Source organism: Pseudoalteromonas shioyasakiensis (assembly GCF_001550135.1).
GTDB classification, from domain to species: Bacteria; Pseudomonadota; Gammaproteobacteria; order Enterobacterales; family Alteromonadaceae; genus Pseudoalteromonas; species Pseudoalteromonas shioyasakiensis.
The window spans coordinates 12,851-32,845 of sequence record NZ_LRUE01000016.1 but is presented as its reverse complement, the minus strand read 5'-3'; the positions used below and the strand labels follow the sequence as shown (position 1 = coordinate 32,845).

22 protein-coding genes and 1 tRNA gene are annotated in these 19,995 nt (G+C 42.0%); 14 read left to right on the top strand and 9 right to left on the bottom strand.

Annotation, left to right across the window (positions count from 1 at the left end; translation table 11 throughout):
- The first annotated feature begins 3 nt into the window (after positions 1-3).
- The 3 genes from PASHI_RS13030 (at position 4) to alr (ending at position 3,696) form a co-directional block, all read left to right on the top strand.
- Positions 4-945: a DUF4097 family beta strand repeat-containing protein gene (locus PASHI_RS13030; protein WP_062565962.1), complete on the top strand. Its 942-nt coding sequence runs from the start codon at positions 4-6 to the stop codon at positions 943-945.
- A 292-nt stretch (positions 946-1,237) separates the two neighbouring features.
- Complete coding sequence (gene dnaB, locus PASHI_RS13025; protein WP_054563398.1) at positions 1,238-2,617, top strand: replicative DNA helicase; 1,380 nt, start codon at positions 1,238-1,240, stop codon at positions 2,615-2,617.
- Positions 2,617-3,696, top strand: coding sequence for an alanine racemase (gene alr / locus PASHI_RS13020; RefSeq protein ID WP_062565961.1), 1,080 nt, complete (start codon positions 2,617-2,619; stop codon positions 3,694-3,696). Before dnaB ends, alr begins: the two co-directional genes overlap by 1 nt.
- 5 nt (positions 3,697-3,701) lie before the next feature.
- On the opposite strand, the gene PASHI_RS13015 is transcribed toward alr, so the two are convergent.
- On the bottom strand, positions 3,702-3,941 hold the full coding sequence (locus PASHI_RS13015; protein WP_054554201.1) for a DUF2960 domain-containing protein: 240 nt from the start codon (positions 3,939-3,941) through the stop codon (positions 3,702-3,704).
- A gap of 115 nt (positions 3,942-4,056) precedes the next feature.
- On the opposite strand from PASHI_RS13015, the gene PASHI_RS13010 reads away from it, so the two are divergent.
- Genes PASHI_RS13010 through PASHI_RS13000 form a run of 3 tightly spaced genes read left to right on the top strand, consistent with a single transcriptional unit; the run spans position 4,057 to position 5,765 of the window.
- Positions 4,057-4,314, top strand: coding sequence for a YkoF family thiamine/hydroxymethylpyrimidine-binding protein (locus PASHI_RS13010; protein WP_054563401.1), 258 nt, complete (start codon positions 4,057-4,059; stop codon positions 4,312-4,314).
- 20 nt (positions 4,315-4,334) lie between these two features.
- Positions 4,335-4,958, top strand: coding sequence for a nicotinamide riboside transporter PnuC (gene pnuC / locus PASHI_RS13005; RefSeq protein ID WP_058583797.1), 624 nt, complete (start codon positions 4,335-4,337; stop codon positions 4,956-4,958).
- Positions 4,959-5,765: a phosphotransferase family protein gene (locus PASHI_RS13000; protein ID WP_062565960.1), complete on the top strand. Its 807-nt coding sequence runs from the start codon at positions 4,959-4,961 to the stop codon at positions 5,763-5,765.
- Here the strand turns inward: PASHI_RS13000 and PASHI_RS12995 are convergent.
- Entirely contained in the window at positions 5,762-5,944 is a 183-nt protein-coding gene (locus tag PASHI_RS12995; protein ID WP_062565959.1) for a helix-turn-helix domain-containing protein, read from the bottom strand. The genes PASHI_RS13000 and PASHI_RS12995 overlap by 4 nt on opposite strands.
- 219 nt (positions 5,945-6,163) lie before the next feature.
- Here PASHI_RS12995 and PASHI_RS12990 point away from each other — a divergent pair.
- A tRNA-Arg gene (locus PASHI_RS12990) sits at positions 6,164-6,238 on the top strand.
- A 62-nt stretch (positions 6,239-6,300) separates the two neighbouring features.
- Positions 6,301-6,522: a Rho-binding antiterminator gene (locus PASHI_RS12985; RefSeq protein ID WP_058583795.1), complete on the top strand. Its 222-nt coding sequence runs from the start codon at positions 6,301-6,303 to the stop codon at positions 6,520-6,522.
- On the opposite strand, the gene zntB is transcribed toward PASHI_RS12985, so the two are convergent.
- The gene (gene zntB / locus PASHI_RS12980; protein WP_062565958.1) at positions 6,517-7,488 is read right to left on the bottom strand and encodes a zinc transporter ZntB; all 972 of its coding nucleotides are present in this window, start codon (positions 7,486-7,488) and stop codon (positions 6,517-6,519) included. The two genes, PASHI_RS12985 and zntB, sit on opposite strands and share 6 nt — an antisense overlap.
- A gap of 160 nt (positions 7,489-7,648) precedes the next feature.
- On the opposite strand from zntB, the gene PASHI_RS12975 reads away from it, so the two are divergent.
- The 3 genes from PASHI_RS12975 to PASHI_RS12965 are packed head-to-tail and all read left to right on the top strand — an operon-like array spanning position 7,649 to position 10,127.
- Complete coding sequence (locus tag PASHI_RS12975) at positions 7,649-8,071, top strand: ATP-dependent zinc protease family protein (protein ID WP_054554208.1); 423 nt, start codon at positions 7,649-7,651, stop codon at positions 8,069-8,071.
- A 59-nt stretch (positions 8,072-8,130) separates the two neighbouring features.
- Positions 8,131-9,036 (top strand): 30S ribosomal protein S6--L-glutamate ligase, encoded by a 906-nt coding sequence (gene rimK / locus PASHI_RS12970; protein WP_054563407.1) that lies wholly within the window; start codon positions 8,131-8,133, stop codon positions 9,034-9,036.
- A 32-nt stretch (positions 9,037-9,068) separates the two neighbouring features.
- Complete coding sequence (locus PASHI_RS12965; RefSeq protein ID WP_062565957.1) at positions 9,069-10,127, top strand: succinylglutamate desuccinylase/aspartoacylase family protein; 1,059 nt, start codon at positions 9,069-9,071, stop codon at positions 10,125-10,127.
- Positions 10,128-10,468: 341 nt separating this feature from the next.
- On the opposite strand, the gene PASHI_RS12960 is transcribed toward PASHI_RS12965, so the two are convergent.
- From PASHI_RS12960 to recQ, 4 genes are all read right to left on the bottom strand, one after another.
- Positions 10,469-11,029: a mechanosensitive ion channel domain-containing protein gene (locus PASHI_RS12960; protein ID WP_063529308.1), complete on the bottom strand. Its 561-nt coding sequence runs from the start codon at positions 11,027-11,029 to the stop codon at positions 10,469-10,471.
- Between the two features lie 64 nt (positions 11,030-11,093).
- Positions 11,094-12,809: a BamA/TamA family outer membrane protein gene (locus tag PASHI_RS12955; protein WP_082710940.1), complete on the bottom strand. Its 1,716-nt coding sequence runs from the start codon at positions 12,807-12,809 to the stop codon at positions 11,094-11,096.
- A gap of 67 nt (positions 12,810-12,876) precedes the next feature.
- Entirely contained in the window at positions 12,877-13,173 is a 297-nt protein-coding gene (locus PASHI_RS12950; RefSeq protein ID WP_062565955.1) for a DUF3630 family protein, read from the bottom strand.
- A 7-nt stretch (positions 13,174-13,180) separates the two neighbouring features.
- Positions 13,181-15,004, bottom strand: coding sequence for a DNA helicase RecQ (gene recQ, locus PASHI_RS12945; protein ID WP_055021899.1), 1,824 nt, complete (start codon positions 15,002-15,004; stop codon positions 13,181-13,183).
- A gap of 225 nt (positions 15,005-15,229) precedes the next feature.
- On the opposite strand from recQ, the gene rarD reads away from it, so the two are divergent.
- On the top strand, positions 15,230-16,153 hold the full coding sequence (gene rarD / locus PASHI_RS12940; RefSeq protein ID WP_062565954.1) for an EamA family transporter RarD: 924 nt from the start codon (positions 15,230-15,232) through the stop codon (positions 16,151-16,153).
- A gap of 2 nt (positions 16,154-16,155) precedes the next feature.
- On the opposite strand, the gene PASHI_RS12935 is transcribed toward rarD, so the two are convergent.
- Together PASHI_RS12935 and PASHI_RS12930 are read right to left on the bottom strand one after the other, a co-directional pair.
- The gene (locus tag PASHI_RS12935; protein ID WP_062565953.1) at positions 16,156-17,391 is read right to left on the bottom strand and encodes a GGDEF domain-containing response regulator; all 1,236 of its coding nucleotides are present in this window, start codon (positions 17,389-17,391) and stop codon (positions 16,156-16,158) included.
- 78 nt (positions 17,392-17,469) lie between these two features.
- Positions 17,470-17,844 (bottom strand): MaoP family protein, encoded by a 375-nt coding sequence (locus tag PASHI_RS12930; RefSeq protein WP_054563414.1) that lies wholly within the window; start codon positions 17,842-17,844, stop codon positions 17,470-17,472.
- A gap of 90 nt (positions 17,845-17,934) precedes the next feature.
- On the opposite strand from PASHI_RS12930, the gene PASHI_RS12925 reads away from it, so the two are divergent.
- Positions 17,935-18,789, top strand: coding sequence for a LysR family transcriptional regulator (locus tag PASHI_RS12925; protein ID WP_054554216.1), 855 nt, complete (start codon positions 17,935-17,937; stop codon positions 18,787-18,789).
- Between the two features lie 195 nt (positions 18,790-18,984).
- The gene (locus PASHI_RS12920) at positions 18,985-19,917 is read left to right on the top strand and encodes a porin (protein ID WP_054563416.1); all 933 of its coding nucleotides are present in this window, start codon (positions 18,985-18,987) and stop codon (positions 19,915-19,917) included.
- The last annotated feature ends 78 nt before the right edge of the window (positions 19,918-19,995 follow it).

Here is a 19,995-nt window from a genome sequence, read left to right as displayed (position 1 = left end):
ATTATGAAATTACTAGCCTTAACTTTAGGATTACTGCCACTGATGGCAATGGCAGGACAAACTATTAATGAACAAATTGATGTACCTGCAAATAAACGTATTTTTATTGAAAACCAACGTGGTGATGTACGCATTGAAGGGTGGGATAAACCACAACTTAAAATCGAAGGTGAGCTTGACGATAAAGCACAAGGCTATCGTTTAGAGGTTGAAGGCAGCCGTGTTGAATTTATCGTAAAAATGCCGCGTAACTTAGGTGGCTGGAATAGCGGTGACGGCTCTCGATTGACCATTTACATGCCAAAAAGTAGTGAGCTTGAGTTTGCTGGGGTGAATGTCACAGTTAGTGCTAAAGAGCTTGAAGCAGGTGCAGAGATTGATACCGTCAACGGTGATATCACAGTGCAAGATATTAGCGGCAACATGAGCTTTGAAACGGTCAATGGTGATGTAAATGCCCACGACTTAAACGGTGATATTCGCTTTGAAACAGTCAATGGTGAAATTAACGATAAAAACTCGCAAGGTGCTTTACGCTTTACCGCGGTGAATGGCGACATTAAATCAAAAACCAAAGCACAAGATGTTCGCCTTGAAAATGTAAACGGTGATATCGACTTTGCTTTTGATGCAATTAAAAAGCTGCGCATCAATACCGTAAATGGTGAAGCAGAAGTTCACATCAACAAGTTACTAGCAGATGCCAATATTCGTTTTGAATCAGTCAGTGGTGACGCCGAGTTTTACTTCCCAGCTGATGTATCGGCAAAGTTTGAAATTGAAGCTCACGCTAACGGTAAAATTGTTAATGAGCTCAGCGATGACAAAGCAACGAAGGCGAAATATGGCCCATCTAGCGACTTAGAATTTAGTATTAACGGTGGGGATGCTGATATCGAAATGGATACGATTAGTGGACGTATTGAACTTCGTAAACAGAAATAACGATTAGAGTTCACTCAATTACAATATTTCACTCAATTACAATAAAGCGGGAGGACTTCCCGCTTATACCAATCGTGTTAAGTTGTTGGTCTTAAATAGCGACAGATAAATGAAGTGATAACAAGGCTGAAATTTTGACATGTAGTTACTCTACTTTAGACATTTCTAACGCAGTTAGCGCTTTATTTAGCACGCTAGAATGACCAAATATTTAAGTCGATTGGTATTAACTATTTGCACAGCCTTAGCAAGTAGATAGAATAGAGCCATTCAATTTTAGTTTTGTGATGTTATGGCCAAACCAGATAAGCAAGTCGATACGTTAAAAGTCCCTCCCCATTCAATAGAAGCTGAGCAATCTGTTTTAGGTGGTTTAATGCTTGATAATCAAGCGTTTGACCGTGTTGCTGAGTTAGTGGTTGCGCAGGATTTTTATACCCGAACCCATAAGCTGATTTTTGAGGCTATGGTTAGTCTTGCTGAAGGCGGTGATCCAATCGATTTGATCACTATTTCTGAGAGCTTAGAGAAAAATAATCAGTTAAGTAGTGTTGGTGGTTTCGCCTACCTCGCTGAAATTGCTAAGAACACACCAAGTGCGGCGAACATTGATGCCTACGCGAATATCGTGCGAGAGCGCGCTGTTATTCGTGAAATGATTGGTGTTGCGAACGAAATAGCAGAAGCTGGTTTTAGCCCAGAAGGGCGTACCAGTCATGACCTGCTCGATTTTGCTGAAAGTAAAGTATTCAAAATTGCTGAGCAGCGTAGTAAAAGCACCGAAGGCCCACAAAACTTACACAGTATCTTAGAAAAAACTGTTGATAAGATTGAAGAGCTTTATCAGTCGCCACAAGATGGTGTGACGGGTGTAAGTACCGGCTATGCTGACCTAGATAAAATGACAGCGGGTATGCAGCCTTCTGACCTTATCATTGTGGCGGCACGTCCATCGATGGGTAAAACAACCTTTGCGATGAACTTAGCCGAACACGCAGCCATGACACAAGATAAGCCTGTACTTATTTACTCACTAGAGATGCCTTCAGAGCAAATCATGATGAGGATGCTGGCATCGCTAGGTCGTATTAACCAAACTAAAGTTCGTACCGGTCAGCTAGATGATGACGATTGGGCGCGTCTGTCGTCAACCATGGGCTTGTTGATGGAAAAAGGTAAGATGTATGTTGATGATGCATCGGGCCTAACACCAACAGATGTGCGTTCGCGTGCACGCCGTATTGCCCGCGACCATGGCGGTATTAGTATGATCATGGTCGACTACTTGCAGTTAATGCGTGTGCCAAGCTTATCGGATAACCGTACCTTAGAGATTGCTGAAATCTCTCGTTCATTAAAAGCACTGGCAAAAGAACTGCAGTGTCCGGTTATTGCACTATCGCAGCTTAACCGTACCCTAGAGCAACGTGCCGATAAACGCCCGATCAACTCCGACTTACGTGAATCAGGCTCAATCGAGCAGGATGCCGACTTAATCATGTTTATTTACCGTGATGAAGTGTATAACGAAGACAGTACTGAAAAAGGCGTGGCCGAAATCATCATAGGTAAGCAACGTAACGGTCCAATCGGTAAAGTACGTTTAACCTTCCAAGGTCAATTTTCGCGTTTTGATAACTACGCGGGTCCAGCTATGGACGACGAATACTAATGCGCTTAGCCATTGCCGAAATCAACCTAAAAGCACTTGCTCATAATTTAGCACAAGTGAAGCGCTTTGCGCCTGGTTGCAAAGTAATGGCAGTGCTTAAAGCCAATGCCTATGGCCATGGCTTAGTTAAAATTGCTCAATACTTAAATGATGCCGATGCATTTGCGGTTGCTCGAATAGACGAAGCGCTAGCGCTACGTGCAGGTGGACTGACAAAACCTATTGTATTGCTTGAAGGTTTTTTTCATAAAGATGATTTACCTATCTTGCTTGCCAATAACTTTCAAACCATTATTCATGATGAAAATCAGCTCGCAACGCTTGAAAATACAAGCCTTGATGCACCAATTGCGTGCTGGTTAAAGGTGAATACGGGTATGCATCGACTGGGTATTGCGCCATCGCAATTTGAGTCTTTCTACAGTCGCTTAAAAGCAAGCCCGAATGCCCGCGATGACATTAAGTTAATGACGCATTTTTCATGCGCCGACGACATCAATGATGAAAAAACCGCTCAGCAAATTGCCTTATTTGACTCACTGGCAGATGGCAAAAGTGAGCAGCATTGCCTTGCAAACTCTGCTGGCATTATTGCTTGGCCAAAAGGTCATGGCGAGTGGGTGCGCCCTGGCTTGATGCTTTATGGTGTATCGCCAATGCTCAATGGCGTAGGGCAACAGCACGGACTAGAGCCTGTTATGCGTTTAACAACGCGAGTTATCGCGATACGCGATGTCGATGCCGATCAGTGTGTTGGCTATGGCGGACGCTGGCATAGCGATAAACCGACTAAGCTTGCGGTGGTTGCGATGGGCTATGGTGATGGTTATCCACGTCATGCTGAGCAGGGCACACCTGTGGTTATTAAATCACAACGCTATGGTATTGTTGGCAGTGTAGCGATGGACATGATCACGGTGGATATTGGTGATAACCGCGACAACATCAAAGTGGGTGATGAGGTGATTATGTGGGGGCCTGAGCTACCCGTTGAAGAGATTGCCCAGTGCGCAACAACTATTCCTTACGAGTTACTCTGTAATATCACCCCACGTGTGAGCTACGAGTATCAAGAGTAACTTTGTTACTCTTTAATAAAATACACGTCACTGAAACCCATTCGTGCGAATTCTTGGTCACGAAAGTTACGTACTGCTGCAGAGCCTTTTGAAGTCATTTCGACTTGCTGTTCCATCTTTAAATAATTGGTTAAATCAATGCCTTCAGCCGCAGCAATGGCATGGTACATATCGCGGTATTTATCTTTTGCAAAATTGATTTCGCGAGGCTGGTTTTTAAATTTGTAAGTGATGCGGCGTGCCATAATGAATCCTCAATGTTTATCGGGGCTGATTTTACACTAAAAAATAACCATAGCCATGACTTGTTAGTATAAGCGGGTTACAATGCAATACTTTTCAAAGACTCGGTAAATCATAATGAAACTTTCAGTAGAGATCAGTAAGTACCCACTACATCAAGACTACATTCCGTTTATCAAAGGTTTTATTGACCGTGTAAACAGTTACGAAGGTCTTAAAGTGATCACCAACACCTTATCTACTCAGATTTTCGGTGACTATGATTTAGTGATGTCTGTACTTAATACTGAAATCAAACGTTCTTATGAAGAGTTTGGTAAAGCTATTTTCGTCTGTAAATTCTTACATGGTGACTTGTCGCCTAGCGAAGACTAAACCCTAAAGTAGCGCGAGTTATGGAATTTTTAAGCGAAACCTTCTCTGGCTTTACTGCCATGTCGCATTGGGAATATATTGCCGTTGCCCTATCGATGGCGTATTTACTGTTAGCGATTAAAGAAAGCTTATGGTGCTGGCCAGCCGCGTTTGTGAGCACCTTTATTTATACCGTAATGTACTGGAATGGCGCACTGTTGATGGAGTCGCTCCTTAATTTTTACTACATGTATATGGCGGTATATGGTTGGGTGGTTTGGCGCAGGGGCATGAATAATAAAGATCATTTGCCCATTATTTCATGGTCGTTAAAGCGTCATGCGGTGATTTTGCTTGCCACCTCACTGGCCTCAGTTGCCATTGGTTTTGTGATGACCAATTACACTCACGCTGATTTTGCTTATTTAGACAGCTTTACCACCTGTTTTGCGGTGGTGACAACCTACCTTGTTGCCAAGAAGGTACTGGAAAACTGGTTGTACTGGATTGTGATTGATGCAGCATCTATGTATCTATACTTTGAAAAAGGGTATTACCCAACCTTAGTACTTTTCGTGTTTTACACCATTATGGCCGCGTGGGGCTTTAAAACCTGGTATGAAGAATACGAGCAGCATCAGGCTAAGCCGCTTGCACAGCTATAGATGAAAACTGAGCAACAAATTCACGCGCTTTTTACGCGCTTCAACTCACGTTTAGTTATCACCTCAATCAGCCCGCTGGTTGAGGGGCTAAGCAATGATAACTACCTGGTTAAAACAGCAAGCCAAGATTTCTTGGTTAAGCACTATCGCGACCATTGGCCGGCGATTGGCCTTGCAGCGCAAGCGCACTTTGCAAAGCAAAGCTGCTGCCCAGCCCCACTTTGGTTAGAGCAAGCAACCGATACGGCTATTTTCGAATACGTGGCAGGTAGTATTGCCAGCGGTGAATTTTGTAGTAGCTTATTGCCCGACTTAGTTAATTTACACCGTTACCCTGTGCTTACTGAACCTATGGATATTGCCTACGAAATTAACTACTACCAACAAACAGCGCGGTACCAGCAACATGCAGAGCTAATTAAACAGTCACTGGCTTATATTGCTTCAGTGCCTAAAGACATGGGTTTTTGTCATAATGATTTAGTGAAAGAAAATATCATTGTGAATGAGTCGGGTATGTTTTTAATCGACTTTGAGTATGCCAAAAGCAACGATGTTTACTTCGACTTAGCTGCGCTGGTAGTGAGCTTTGCGTTAAATGACGAGCAGCAACTGGCGTTACTTAAACGCTATCAAGCGTTAGTGTGCGAACATCATGAGTTTTACTTATCAGTTGAAAAGCTCGAGGCATTTCATGCGCTGTTTTTGCTTTTATGTATTTGTTGGTACGAACAACGTGGTGCGATGGATAAAGTGGCGCCACTGCTAATACAGCTTAACCACTTCATAGAAAAAGCTAAAAATTAAAGACCGCCAATTCGCTCGGCAAGTTCTTTATATTTTTTTACGTCTTCTGGATTAAACAAAGGTTCACCTTTGTCATCTTGTGATTTCGAGATCAGTAAATGCTCGCGAGCAAGACGTTTTACGCGTTCGACTTTTACACCTAAAAACTCCGCGACTTGCTCTGTAGACATTAAACTCATGATCAAATTCCCCTTACATGGCAATACTGCCACCTTGTTATTAATTTTATTAAGTATACGTTAATACCTTGGTTCTGCACGAAAGTGAAGTGTTTTAATGCAAATTGCTGAATTTATGTGCATATAAAGGCCTCGATGCTAGCATTTAGCACAAGATGCCATTATCATTGCCGGGTTGTCATGCTGATATCGCGAGTCAGTATTGACGACGACAAATGTGCTCTCGTGGTGAAATGGATATCACGTGGCCCTCCGGAGGCTAAGTTGCAGGTTCGATCCCTGCCGAGAGCGCCATTTGCTCTTCACTTTAATATCTTCTAAGCTCGATTAACTCCTCAAACAATTCCAAAAAGCTAATGACTTATCAACCTATCGCTTGTGGCGACTACGATAAATATGAATTATGGTGCATGCATAAATCTCTATTACGCATTACCTTAGTATCTGGTGAGCAGTTAGAAGGAAAAGCAGAGACCCTCAAAATACTCAACTCCGATGGTGAGCACCTGATTTTGGCAACAAAAAAAGGCGAACATGCCGTCCGCCTTGATTTAATTAAAAAGGTTGTCGCGTTATAGCCACTTCTTATTTTTAAAGTAAATGCCAATCCCAACAGTTAGCACCACCAAAAAAATAATAAATAAGCTAAATGCGTAAGGGCTTTCAGTGCCCGGAATACCGCCTACGTTTACACCTAGTAAGCCAGTTAAAAAGCCAAGTGGTAAAAACAGCGCTGCAACCACCGACATCACATACATGCGTTGGTTTAGTTGCTCAGATACTTGGCTTGTTATTGCTTGTTGAATAATTTGCGCGCGTTCAATTGAGCTATCTAGCTCTTCTAAATAACGGATCAACATATTGGTTGTTTCGTTTAAGCGTGCCTTATCGTCTTCATCTAACCACTTATATTTGTTGTTTAACAAAGTAATAAGCGCTTCTTTTTGTGGCCTTAAATAACGTTTTAACGCGATTGTTTGGCGGCGTATTTGTGCTAATGATTGATGATCAAAGCCTTTGTTTGGTTCATCAATTTCATCTTCAAAGCCATCGAGTGTGTCATCTAAACTGTCGATAACAGCTTGCATACGCGACGTTAAGTTTTGCGCCAATTGGCAAACTAACTCAGAGATTGAGCAAGGGCCATTGCCGCCATCAAACGATTCAACAACATCCTGCACCGATAATAAACGGCGCTTACGGGTTGTGATCACAATATTTTCGTTAATAAATAAGCGTAACGAGACCATGTCTTCTGGGCTTTGCGCAGGGTTTAGATTAACGCCACGTAAAAACAGCATATTACCATTAGTGACTTTGCTTAAACGCGGACGTGTTTCATCGGCAATAAGGGACTCAAGCTCGAAATCAGTTAATAAATTACTTTGCTCAAGCCAGTCAACGGCTTCAGCTTGGCTGTAGTCCATGTGCACCCAAAGTTTTCCGTGTTCGGGTTGCCAATTTTGCAGCTCAGTACTATTTTCAATAGCACGTGCACCGCCTTGTTCGTCTAAAATTAAGACATGAAGTAACCCATTGATCATATTGAACTCTCGTTTTACAAATAGTGGGATATGGTTGAGTATATACATTAGTATAGTCAAGACTATATTAATGAAATCGACTTATCGAGTGGATAAATATATTTCGTTGGTGTTTCTAGCTCTGTAGCGTATAAGACACTTTTTTATAGAGGGCACATTAATGAGCGCAAAAATTATTGTTGGCTGGCGAGAATGGCTTGGCCTGCCTGAACTGGGAATAGAAAAAATCAAAGCAAAAGTTGATACCGGAGCGAGAACTTCATGTATTCATGCTTTTGACATTGAGGAATTTTCAGAAAATGGCGAAGCATGGGTGAAATTTACTACCCATCCTCTACAAGACGATGTAGAAACAACGGTAGAGTGTCGCGCCAAAGTAGTTGAGCGTAAGTATGTGACCAGTTCAAGCGGTCAGCGTGAGCTACGCTACTTTATTGAAACAAAATTAGTCGCAGGAACCCAAAGCTGGCCTGTAAGGGTGACTTTAAGTAACCGTTCAACAATGAAGTTTAGAATGTTGTTAGGGCGTACAGCAATGGAAAATCGCATAGTCGTTGATCCGGCTTTATCTCATTTATTATAGGAAAAGGACTTATCACACGTTGCTACGTGTATGAGTTTATCAGTTAAGGTTTTTAACTTATGAAACTTGGTATTTTATCTCGCAACCAAAATTTGTATTCAACACGTCGCTTAATTGAAGCCGCAGAGCAGCGTGGCCACGAAGTGAAAGTAATTGATGCACTTCGTTGTTATATGAACATCAATTCAGAGCAGCCTGAAATCCATTACCGTGGTGAAAATTTAAAAGATTTTGATGCTATCGTGCCGCGTATTGGTTCGTCAGTAACTTTCTATGGCTGTGCGGTATTACGTCAGTTTGAAATGATGGGTGTATACCCTGTCAATGAATCTGTGGCGATCACTCGCTCGCGCGACAAGTTACGTTCACTTCAGCTACTCTCTCGTAAAGGTGTGGGTATGCCAGTGACAGGCTTTGCAAGTAAACCAGATGACGTAAAAGATTTATTAAGCATGGTGGGTGGCACGCCAGTCGTTATTAAGCTACTTGAAGGTACCCAAGGTATCGGTGTGGTATTAGCTGAAACACGCAAAGCCGCAGAAAGTGTAATTGAAGCGTTTATGGGCTTAAAAGCCAACATCATGGTGCAAGAGTATATCAAAGAAGCGGGCGGTGCTGATATTCGCTGCTTTGTATTAGGCGATAAAGTAATTGCCGCGATGAAGCGTCAAGCGCAAGAAGGTGAATTCCGTTCTAACTTACACCGTGGTGGTAGTGCGACGTTGGTTCGTATTACTCCAGAAGAAAGAAAAACAGCTGTTGCTGCAGCTAAAGCGATGGGTTTAAACGTAGCAGGTGTTGATTTACTTCGCTCTGCTCGTGGTCCATTGGTGATGGAGGTTAACTCATCACCTGGTCTTGAAGGTATTGAAGTTGCAACCGGTAAAGACATTGCAGGCATGATTGTCGAGTTTATTGAAAAAACAGCGGCATCAAAGAAAACTGCAACTCGTGGTAAAGGTTAAGAAAATAAGCGCTCTATTAAAAGGAAAAGTGCGTGGCTAAGGTTAAGAAAAATACACCGTTTTCAATTTTAGGCGATACGGTGGGTGTTGGCGAACGTAAAACATTTGCAATTGAAGCTGCCAAGCTTTACACCCATTCGCCGTTAAATATTCCAATTGAAGTCGTCAATGGTGTGCAGCAAGGGCCTGTATTAATGGTATGTGCTGCTATTCACGGTGATGAGCTCAATGGTGTTGAGGTTGTTAGGCAGTTGCTTGCTAAAATCGATCCAGAGCAATTGCGCGGTACTATTATTGCGGTACCGATTGTGAATGTGTTTGGCTTTATTCACAAGTCACGCTACTTACCAGACCGCCGTGACATGAACCGCAGTTTTCCGGGCTCAACGCGTGGCTCGTTAGCTGGGCGAATGGCGAATGCGTTTTTTACTCAAGTGGCAATGCATTGTACGCATATTATTGATTTACACACAGGTGCAATTCATCGTACGAACTTGCCGCAAATTCGTGCTAATTTGAGCGACCCTGCAACAGCAGCCATGGCAAAAGCGTTTGGCACCCCAGCAGTGATTGATGCGTCACTTCGTAATGGTTCATTGCGCAGTGAAGCGGCCAATTTAGGCATACCCGTTATTACTTATGAAGCTGGTGAAGCGCTTCGCTTTGACCCAATTGCCATTGCTGCAGGCGTGCAAGGTGTTGATTATGTGATGCGTCATTTAAAAATGGTGCGTGGTAAGCGTGCTAAGAAACTGCCAGAGCCGGTTATTGCAAGCTCGACGAGTTGGATACGTGCCGAAGTTGACGGTATTGTTCGTGCACAGGTATCACTGGGTGAGCGAGTAATGAAAGGGCAGGTTCTAGCTTATATAAGTAGCCCACTAGGTGATGCTGAACTTGAACTACTGGCGCCACGCAGTGGTATTGTCATTGGTCAGCAAACTATGCCGCTGGTAAACGAGGGGGATGCAGTATTCCATCTTGCTTACTTTGCTCACGCAAACAGCCTAGTTGAACAACAGCTCGAAAACTTTATTGATGAAATAAGTGATATTGAAGACGAGTTAAAAACCGCAGATTTAAATAACTAATAACCTATTCTGTAATTCAAAAAGCCAAACTATATGTTTGGCTTTTTTGTATCCGCCTGTCCCCATCTATTACTTGACCTTAGAGCAAGTGCAAGGTTTATAGTTTTTTTACTTACTTAATTGTCGTAAAAATGACTAAAGGATCAAAGATGAAAATGTTTCTATTTTACACAGGCTTATTTACGCTTGCTATTTCACTTACGCACGGCTTTTTTACAGAGCTAAGTGTTGCTCATATCGTGTTATTTCACCCTTTAGTCATTCTATTTTGTTTTATATTAATCGCCTACGGAAGCAGAAAAATAACACCTATTTAGCAAGGTCTCGTTAACTTTAAGCCGTTACTTTTTTGGGCCTAAAATACGTTTTATGGTTGGCGCTTTAGTCGCTGTAGGTGGGTTCTTTAACACCATTACAGGGCGGGTGACAAAGATGTTGTTTGGGTAAATCACTTTGTGACCATCAACATGCTCAAGTACAACATTCATTAAGCCCATTTCGATAATGCGGCCTTCTAAGAAGTTTGCACCGTCAATTACTCTTACCCAAAAGCCAACACGGCAGTCGTTTTGAATAAACATCAACAAGAACGCTGTTAGGTTACTTAGTAAAGACCAGGCGGCAAAAAGCGCGACACCTAGCATGGCAAAAATTGATGAGCCAAGTACTAATAAGCCCCGTAGCTCTATCCCCCAAAAAACTAACACTAAGCACAGCATAACAATGGCAAGAATAATATTCAGCAACAGCTCCGCACGGTATTCACGATGCGGATCAGCCTTGCCTTTAATTGCTTTTAACAGCAGCTTTTTGGTGGTTTTACGCAGTAATGGATAGAGCAAAACCGCGATAATAGTCACGATTAAATGATATTGCTCGTTAAAGAATTCGACGAAGTCCAAAAGGGTTCCTAAGTTAATATTTTACGCTTCGATTTTAGCTTTTTAGCTTAACAATAACACTACTTTAAAAGGTATTTTTAACCGTTACTAGCCATTGCACAGAGTCTATGTCGTCATCTTGCTTGTTAATAGGTGCGGCAATATCTAGGTGAATAACCGTACCGGCATTGGCACGGCTTGGCGCTAAGCGCAGGCCCACACCCACATTTTGTAGCACGTTACCATTGGCACCATTATCTTTGTCGTTATACCAAGCTCTACCAATATCATAAAACGCGGCACCACCCACTTTAAACAATTGTAGTAAGTCATATTCCCAGTAGTAGCGTTTTTCTAGATTCACTAAGAAGCTGCGGTCGCCTACTTGGTAGTCAAGCGGGTAACCGCGTAGACCATTTTCACCACCAATAGTGAGTTGTTTATCAGCAGTGAGGTTTTCAGCATATTGTAAGCGTACTTTGGCATACCAGCTTTGCCTTAGTGTGGTATTGAGATAATACTGTAGCTGCGTGCTAGCGAATAGGTTTTCGACATCATCGGTTTCTTCATTCCAGTAGCCATCAAGGTCTGCTTTAAAGCGCCATAACTGATTGTCTCCAGAGTAATGCGCTTTTGATAAAGATAACGAATAAATAGTACGGCTGGCATCGTCGCTAAAATCATCACTCGAATAACCGAGTAAGGCATGGATATTCCAACCAAGGTTTAAATCTTCAGTGCGGTAGATGCTATCGAAGTTTCTAACCTTAACGTAGTGATCTTCAAACCATTGGCCACTAACGTAAGGGTAACTCAGCGTTCTATCTTCAGCGATAGGAAAGCGCGTGAATGGCGTTTCTCTAAAGGTTTCTTCTCGGTTTTCGATGCCAAGCTTAATGCGCTGAGTCCAACTATTACCAAGTTGTGATGAATGACCAAAGTAAGCGCGGTTTAATAAGGTTTTTTGTTCAAACTCACTAACTACGTCACCGCGATAGTAAAGTGACTCTCGGCGTTGATCAGAGTAACTTGTAACACCGTAGCTGTAGGGCGTATCAATCGAGAAAAAAGGATAGCTTACATCGAGATAATGACGTTTACCGTCATCGTTATCTGAATATTCTAAACGGCCTTGATAACGGCTAGAGAAAATATGCGGATCATCATACACAAACAGATAACCAGTGCGATCAGCATCACGGGTACGACTAAACGACACTCGTTTACCCCAGCCTAAAAAGTTAGATTCGCGAAAGCCAATGCTCGACTCATTCTTACCACCACTGCGGCTAAAGCTTATTTCGGGCAGTAGGGTCCACAGATCGCGCGTAATTACTTTTACATGTACGTTGCCATCACAATCGAGCTTTGCGTTGATACGCGCATCATATAAGTAGCCTTGTTTACGCAGTAATCGCTCTGACTCAAGCAGTTTACGTGGATTGTAAACATCACCTTCTTGAAACAATAAAACGCTGTGTATTACATTAGGCTCTGTAGTCATGTGAGCGCGATTGGCAAAGCGAAATAAAAAGTTATTTTCTTCTTCAAGCTCAGTGTTAAATACGTTCAGCTGTTCAAGTTCAATAGAGACTATTTTACGGTTATTAGCGGCATCGGGTAGGGGGTTATCCGCATCGAGCTGGCGGCGTAAGTTATTATCTTGTGATTTAAGCGTACGTTGGTTTTGACAATAATTACTATCGTCAGTAAAGAACTGCTCTGCATGAACATTGGCTGCTATGCAGATTGGTAATAGTGTTATTAACCTAGCAACAAAGTGCGACTGCTTAAATCCCATTTACACCCTTAGTTGAGTATCTCCTGTGCAACTACTACATACTAAGCGTGGGAAAATGTCTAGCTTATTATTGTAATTGCGCTACTAAATACTGATGAAGTTGTGGCAATGCAGCACTGGCTTCTATGCCCTCAGCATTGATCCAAATACTTTCACTGTAATGTTCAAAGTTTAGATTAAAACTATGATCTGTAAAGTGAAAGCGTAATTGATGACGATCAGCACCGGCATCAAAGTCGGCGGTTGTTATGGCTGGCGCGTGCAAGAAAAGGGTTGCCCAAAGTTCAAAGTCTTCATCGTGTGGAAGCTCACTCGACGTTATGAGAATAATCTCATGCTCGGCATCATAAGTTAGTTCAGTCATAGCAGTCCTAATTGGTGGCAAGATAGTCGCGAATGGTATTTAAAAACGGTGCGCCGTACTTATTGAGTTTAGTGAAACCAACACCTGACACCTTCAAAAACTCACTGTCGTTGGTTGGCATTAACTGCGCCATTTCAGCGAGGGTTTTATCATTGAATACCACATAAGGTGGTACATCATCGGCATCGGCCAGTTCTTTACGTAAAGCGCGTAATTTCGCAAATAACTTTTTATCGTAATTAAACTGAGCGAGTTTATCTTGGTAAACGTGCTTAGCTTGTAAGCGAGGCTCAGCAAGTTGCAATGCATATTCACTTTTAAGTACTGCACGGGCGGCTTCGGTTAAGCGTAATGACGAACCTTGGGTAATATCTTGGCTTAATAACCCTTGATGGATAAGCTGCCTTAAAATACTTAGCCAGAATTCCACGCTGTGTTCTTTACCTATGCCATAGGTGCTTAGCTGATGGTGATTGTTATCTCGAATGCGGCTAGTGTTTGCACCGCGCAGTAACTCAACAATATAACCAATCCCAAAACGTTGCTCAGCACGATATACACACGACAAGGCTTGTTGCGCTACAAGGGTGCCATCAAAGCTGGTGGGTGGGTTTAAGCAAATATCACAGTTACCACAGGTTTCGCGCTTATATTCACTAAAATAATTGAGCAAGATTTGTCTGCGGCATGTTTGTGCTTCGGCGAAGCTTGCCATGGCATTAAAGCGCTGCTCTTCAACACGACGACGTTGCTCGTCTTCAATATCTTCAAAAAAGCGGCGTACGCGGCCTATGTCTGCCGGATCAAAATACATAATCGCTTCTGCAGCCAGGCCATCACGACCTGCACGACCGGTTTCTTGATAGTAAGCCTCGATGCTTTTTGGAATATCGTAATGCACCACAAAACGTACGTTTGGTTTATTAATTCCCATGCCAAAGGCAACGGTCGCAACCACAATTTGAATATCGTCACGGGCAAAGCCCGATTGCACAAATTGGCGTTGCTCGTTACTCATTCCCGCATGGTAGGCGGCGGCATTGAACCCGGCGTCTGCAAGTTTTTCGGCTACATCATCAACCCGTTTGCGGCTGGTGCAATAAATAATGCCACTTTGATTTTGCTGCTCTTTTAAATATCGAAGCAGTTGCACCATAGGTTTGAATTTTTCTTCTATGGTGTAACGAATGTTCGGTCTATCGAAGCTACCAGTGTGCACGTAAGGGTGGTTAAGCTGAAGCTGTTCAATAATATCGTAACGAGTTGCTTTATCTGCCGTTGCTGTAAGGGCCATCATGGGCACATGCATAAAGCGTTGCTTTAACTCGTTGAGCCGACAGTAATGCGGCCTAAAGTCATGACCCCAATGCGACACACAGTGAGCTTCATCAATTGCAAAAAGTGCGAGTTTTAGATGACTCAAGCGTTCTAAAAATTCGTGTTGCAGTACTTTTTCTGGTGCAACATATAACAGCTTAATTTGCCCATAGTGCAATTGCTGATAGACAGCTTGCTGCTCTTCAAAAGGCAGGCTGTTGTTGATGTAGGCCGCTTGCACGCCGAGTGCTCTTAGTTGGGCAACTTGGTCTTGCATCAAGGAAATAAGCGGCGAGATAACCACAGTCACACCATCAAGGATCAAAGCAGGTACTTGATAGCATAATGATTTGCCTCCACCCGTTGGTAGGAGTACAAGCGAGTCTTGTCCGTCTAGCGCTGCGGCTATAATCGCTTCTTGGCCATCACGAAAGTCCTTGTAACCAAACACTTGTTTGAGTACGGCTTGTGGTGATCGAACGGGTGTGTTGGACATTGCGGTATTGGTATTCATCGCCAAGCATTTTAGTGGTTTTTTATGGCGATGTCTGTAGAAATATACCCAAACGACCTCAAGATGCAGAATTCAGCGTTTCACAGGTGCTTAATATCAAGGCGTTACTTTGCAATAATGACAGTCCCTTTTAAGAAGTAAATACATGGGTTTATTTAGCGTGTTTTGGTTGCGTCACTGCTAAGGGGGCGTAAAATAGCGTTTTTAAACTATAAAGCCAAACTTATGCCTACCAACATTGAGCAGCGAAAAGGCGTTATTTTCGCTTGTTTAGCCTTTTTTATGTGGGGTCTTGCGCCCATTTACTTTAAGTTTCTACAGCAGATTTCTGCGTTTGAAATCTTAATGCACCGTGTTATTTGGTCGGTGTTATTTTTACTTCTTATTATTGCTGCTCGTCATCAATGGCAGCGTATTCGTGTTGTACTCGGACAACCTAAATTACTTTTGATGTTGGTAATAACAGCAAGTTTACTTGGCTTTAACTGGGGGTTATTTATTTGGGCAGTGAACAATAATCATATGCTCGATGCCAGTTTAGGTTATTACATAAATCCATTACTGAATGTGTTATTGGGTATGTTATTTTTAGGTGAGCGACTACGCAAGTGGCAAGGCGTTGCGGTAGGTCTAGCGCTTTGTGGTGTGTTGCTTCAGCTTGTGAGCTTTGGTTCATTCCCTGTGGTTGCTTTCTCATTAGCAGGATCGTTTGCTATTTATGGGCTACTTCGTAAAAAGCTGCCGATTGAATCATTGCCAGGGTTACTGCTTGAAGCACTTATTTTATTACCGGTTGCGCTAATTTACTGGTGGTTGATGATGCCATCAGCAAGCTCTGATTTAACTGCAAACGATTGGCACATTAACTTGTTACTTATTAGTGCTGGTGTGGTGACAACCTTACCGCTGTTATGTTTTACCGGTGCAGCAAAGCGCCTGCAATACAGTACGCTTGGCTTTTTTCAGTACATTGGTCCAAGTTTAATGTTTATGCTTGCGGTGGCTTTTTATGGTGAGGTATTTGATGCTGAGCGAGTGGTGACATTTGCATGTATTTGGAGCGCTTTGGCATTATTCAGCTGGGATTCGTATCGTCAGAGCCGTAAGCAACGCAAAGCGCAATTAGAGGCGGTAACTAAGCCTGTGTAGGCTTAGCTTACTAGCTTGTTGCGGCCAGTGTCTTTAGCTTGATAAAGCTTTAAATCGGCCTGTTTTATTAGTTCATCCAAACTATAAACAGGCCCATTATGAAAACCAATCGACAGTGTAAACTTGATATGGTCTTTACTGAACTCAGGGCTGTGCTTTTCGACAAATAAGCGGAACTTCTCTAAGCGTTGCAACGATTCTTGTTTGTCTTGATCAGCAAAATAGACTGCAAACTCTTCACCACCAAAGCGGCCTACTAAGTTATCTTCAAAATACTTTGCCATACATTGCGATAACCCCTTAAGAACTTCATCGCCGGCATCATGACCGTAGTTATCGTTAATTGATTTAAAGTGGTCAATATCAATCATGGCTAAAGAGACTGAGGTATCTGACACTTTTGCAGCTTTTAGATGACTGTTTGCTTCACCAAAGAAATAGCGGCGATTAGGCAGCTTAGTGAGATAATCAGTGTTTGCTTGTAAACGAATCGTTTTAATGTTTTCAAGCATGTCGACGTTTTGGCTGAGCCGACAATAAAACTCTTCATTGTTGAATGGCTTACGAAGGTAATCGTCTGCGCCAGATTTCAAAAAGCGCGTTGATAAATGCAGAGTATCGAGTGCAGAAATGCCGATTATGGCCTTTTCATCGTTGGAGTATAAACGGCGAATTTCAACACAGAGCTCATCCCCATTCATGTTAGGCATTTCATTATCGGTAATGATCACCGATATTTTTGGGTTTTCAGCCAGTACTTTTAAAGCATCAACACCATCAACCGCTTCGATTGTTTGGTATTTATGACGGGTTAATAAGTTACAAATATGGTGGCGTGTTGCCGCTGAATCATCGACTACTAATACCAATATTTGCTCATTACGAGGCAAGCGAGCCAGTTGTTTTTCTAGGTATTGATAGGCTTGTTTATTTTCTTTGGTGATGTAGTCAATGATGGGGTGTTTTTCAACGATACTACGTGTTGTTTCGTCAAGGTTGCCAGTCATTACAATGGTCGGGATATCGGCTTCGATGGTGCAAGGAACTGCTTCACCGTTTGGCGCATCAGGTAGAATAAAATCTACTACGGCACAAAAGTAACTGTGCTTGCTAATAAGCTCTTTTGCCTCAGCTAAGCTACCGGCTATGTCGGCTTCATATCCAACTTTTTGCGCGATGTGCTTTTGCACCCGCGCAATGGTTGGCGTATCTTCAATTATTAATATTCTTCGAGTCACAGCTTGCCTTGTAATAACTTATTGGCGAAACAAAAGTTATTACAAGTTTTAACCCTAAAAGGGTAAAAAAGCAAATTGTTATAGGCTGTCTGACTCAGAATAATATTCAACACTTTGTGGTGTTGAGGTCGCAATGCGAGAGCGCCCAAATAATGTGTGAAACTTGGTTTTACAGGTTGTTTGCTTAAGGTATTTTATCCAAGCGCGCTCAATCGGATTGGTCGCTTCAAGATTACCGGTAACAACTTGTACAAATTGAGTTTGAAATTCATTTTGTGGTTCTAGGGTTTTGTTGTATAAACCCTTTAGAACAACACCATGCTGCTCGAGAATGTCGGCTTCTAGCAAAGTGAAGTGACCACTACGACCAAAACCGCGTGGGAAATTTTGATCATCATAGAATTGACGTTGGCTTGCAAATGCCTGACGAAGTGATGAAATGTCATTGCTCATGGCTTTATCCTCATGCCCTAATTTCTTGCTGGAGTATGGATCAAGTTGTCGATTTTATTAAACAAATTATTTTTATCGTAAGGGTAAAAAATGGATATCGATTTATTGAAGACTTTTGTTGAAGTGGTTCGTACACGCCATTTCGGTAAAGCAGCTGAAAATTTATATATTACACAGTCTGCGGTGAGTTTTCGGATCCGACAATTAGAGCAAGGTTTAGGCGTTAACTTATTTATTCGTCAACGAAACAACATACAGTTAACGGCGCCGGGTGAGCGACTACTGCCACACGCACAAATGATCATTACGGGTATGCAGCGCGCAAAAGTTGATGTGGCACTTGCAGATAATATGCATAAGCAAATTAGCTTAGCGGGAACACCTAATATATGGGATGCATTTTTACAGTTTGGTATTACTAATATTGTTTCTGCTATGCCGGGTGTGTCGTTAGTTGCTGAAGTCAAAGCACAACAAGAGAGTACTCGCTTATTACTGGAACGTACTCTAGATTTAGCTGTGTTGTTCGATCCCCCTAAAGTAGATGAACTAGTTGTACAGCGAATTTGTGAGCTACCTATTATTCCAGTGAGCGCGTTTGAAACAGCAAATAGTGAAAACTTTTTCGATAATCAATATGTTTATGTTGATTGGGGAACCACCTTTTCTTTATGGCATGCTCGTGAGTTTAACGGTCACGCTCCTCCTTATTTTAGAACCAGCACGGGTCGTATTGCGCTTGATTTAATTTTGAAGTGTGGCGGCAGTGCGTTTATTCCTCAGTTACTAGTTGAAGAGCAGCTTAAATCTGGTGAGCTTTATCATGTTGAAGATGTTGCGCATACCTCGCGCGATGTGTTTGTTGCTTACCACAGAGATAACGAACAAACTCCTTTATTAGAGAAGTTAGTGACCTTATTAACTGAACTACAAATAAAAGCTTAAAATTAATTTAATTTAGCTTTCATAAAAAATTAATGCTGCAACAGAAGGTTACGTTTTTATTTCAAAAATAATTACATTTTATGAAGCTAAATTGACGCTTTTATTTCAATTGTCATCTTTCTGTCATTTTTCGCTGTCACACTGCGCGCATCGAAACACACATGTGTTTTTTGTTGCGATTATTGAGGAAACGACATGAAATTTGCAAAGTCTAGCTTATTCCTAGCTTTATTTGGTGGTTTATCTTTTTCTGCATTAGCTGATGTAGATGTATATGGTAAAGCAAACGTGACTGTTCAATCATCAGATGATGGCGAAGGGTCTTTCACTGAAATTAAAAGCAATAACTCACGTTTTGGCTTAAAAGGTTCAGAAAAAATTTCTGAAGGCTTAGAAGCTGTTTATAAATTTGAGTTTGGTGTAGACGTATCTGACGCTGATTCAAAAGGCGACAATGACGATAACATCACTGCACGTAACCAATACGTGGGTGTTAAAGGTAGCTTTGGTCAAGTTGTTATCGGTCGTAACGATACAGCAATGAAGCAGTCTCAAGGTAAAGTTGATTTATTCAATGACCTTGAAGGTGATATCAAGAACGCATTTAAAGGTGAAAACCGTTTAGGCGACACAATTTCTTATGCTTCTAAAGACTTCAGTGGCTTCAAAGTATTAGCAACTTATGTGGCTGAAGATGATGTAGACGCTGATAACGGTTACTCAGTAGCGTTAACTTACGGCGATGCAAAACTTAAAGAAAGCAAACTCTATGCATCAGTTGCAGCTGACAGCGAAGTAAAAGGTTACGACATTGTTCGTGCAACAGTACAAGGTAAACTAGGTGACTTTAAACTAGGTGCTATGTACCAAACACAAGAAAAAGTGGATGGTAGTGCAGAAGCTGATGGCTACTTAGTAAATGCTGCTTACCAAATGAATAGTAATACTTTCAAAGTGCAGTACCAAGTAATTGACTTTGATGAAGGCGATAAGAAAACAGCTATTTCTGCAGGTGTTGATCACAAGCTTAGCAAAAACACCAAAGTATTTGGTTTCTACTCAACGTTTGATACAGACAATCAAGTTGACCAAGACTACCTAGGTGTTGGTATTGAATACAAGTTCTAATCCAACCTTTGGATAACTCCCTAACTTGTCAGCCCAGCTAATTAGCTGGGCTTTTTTGTTCTAGCCGAGAATTTGTAG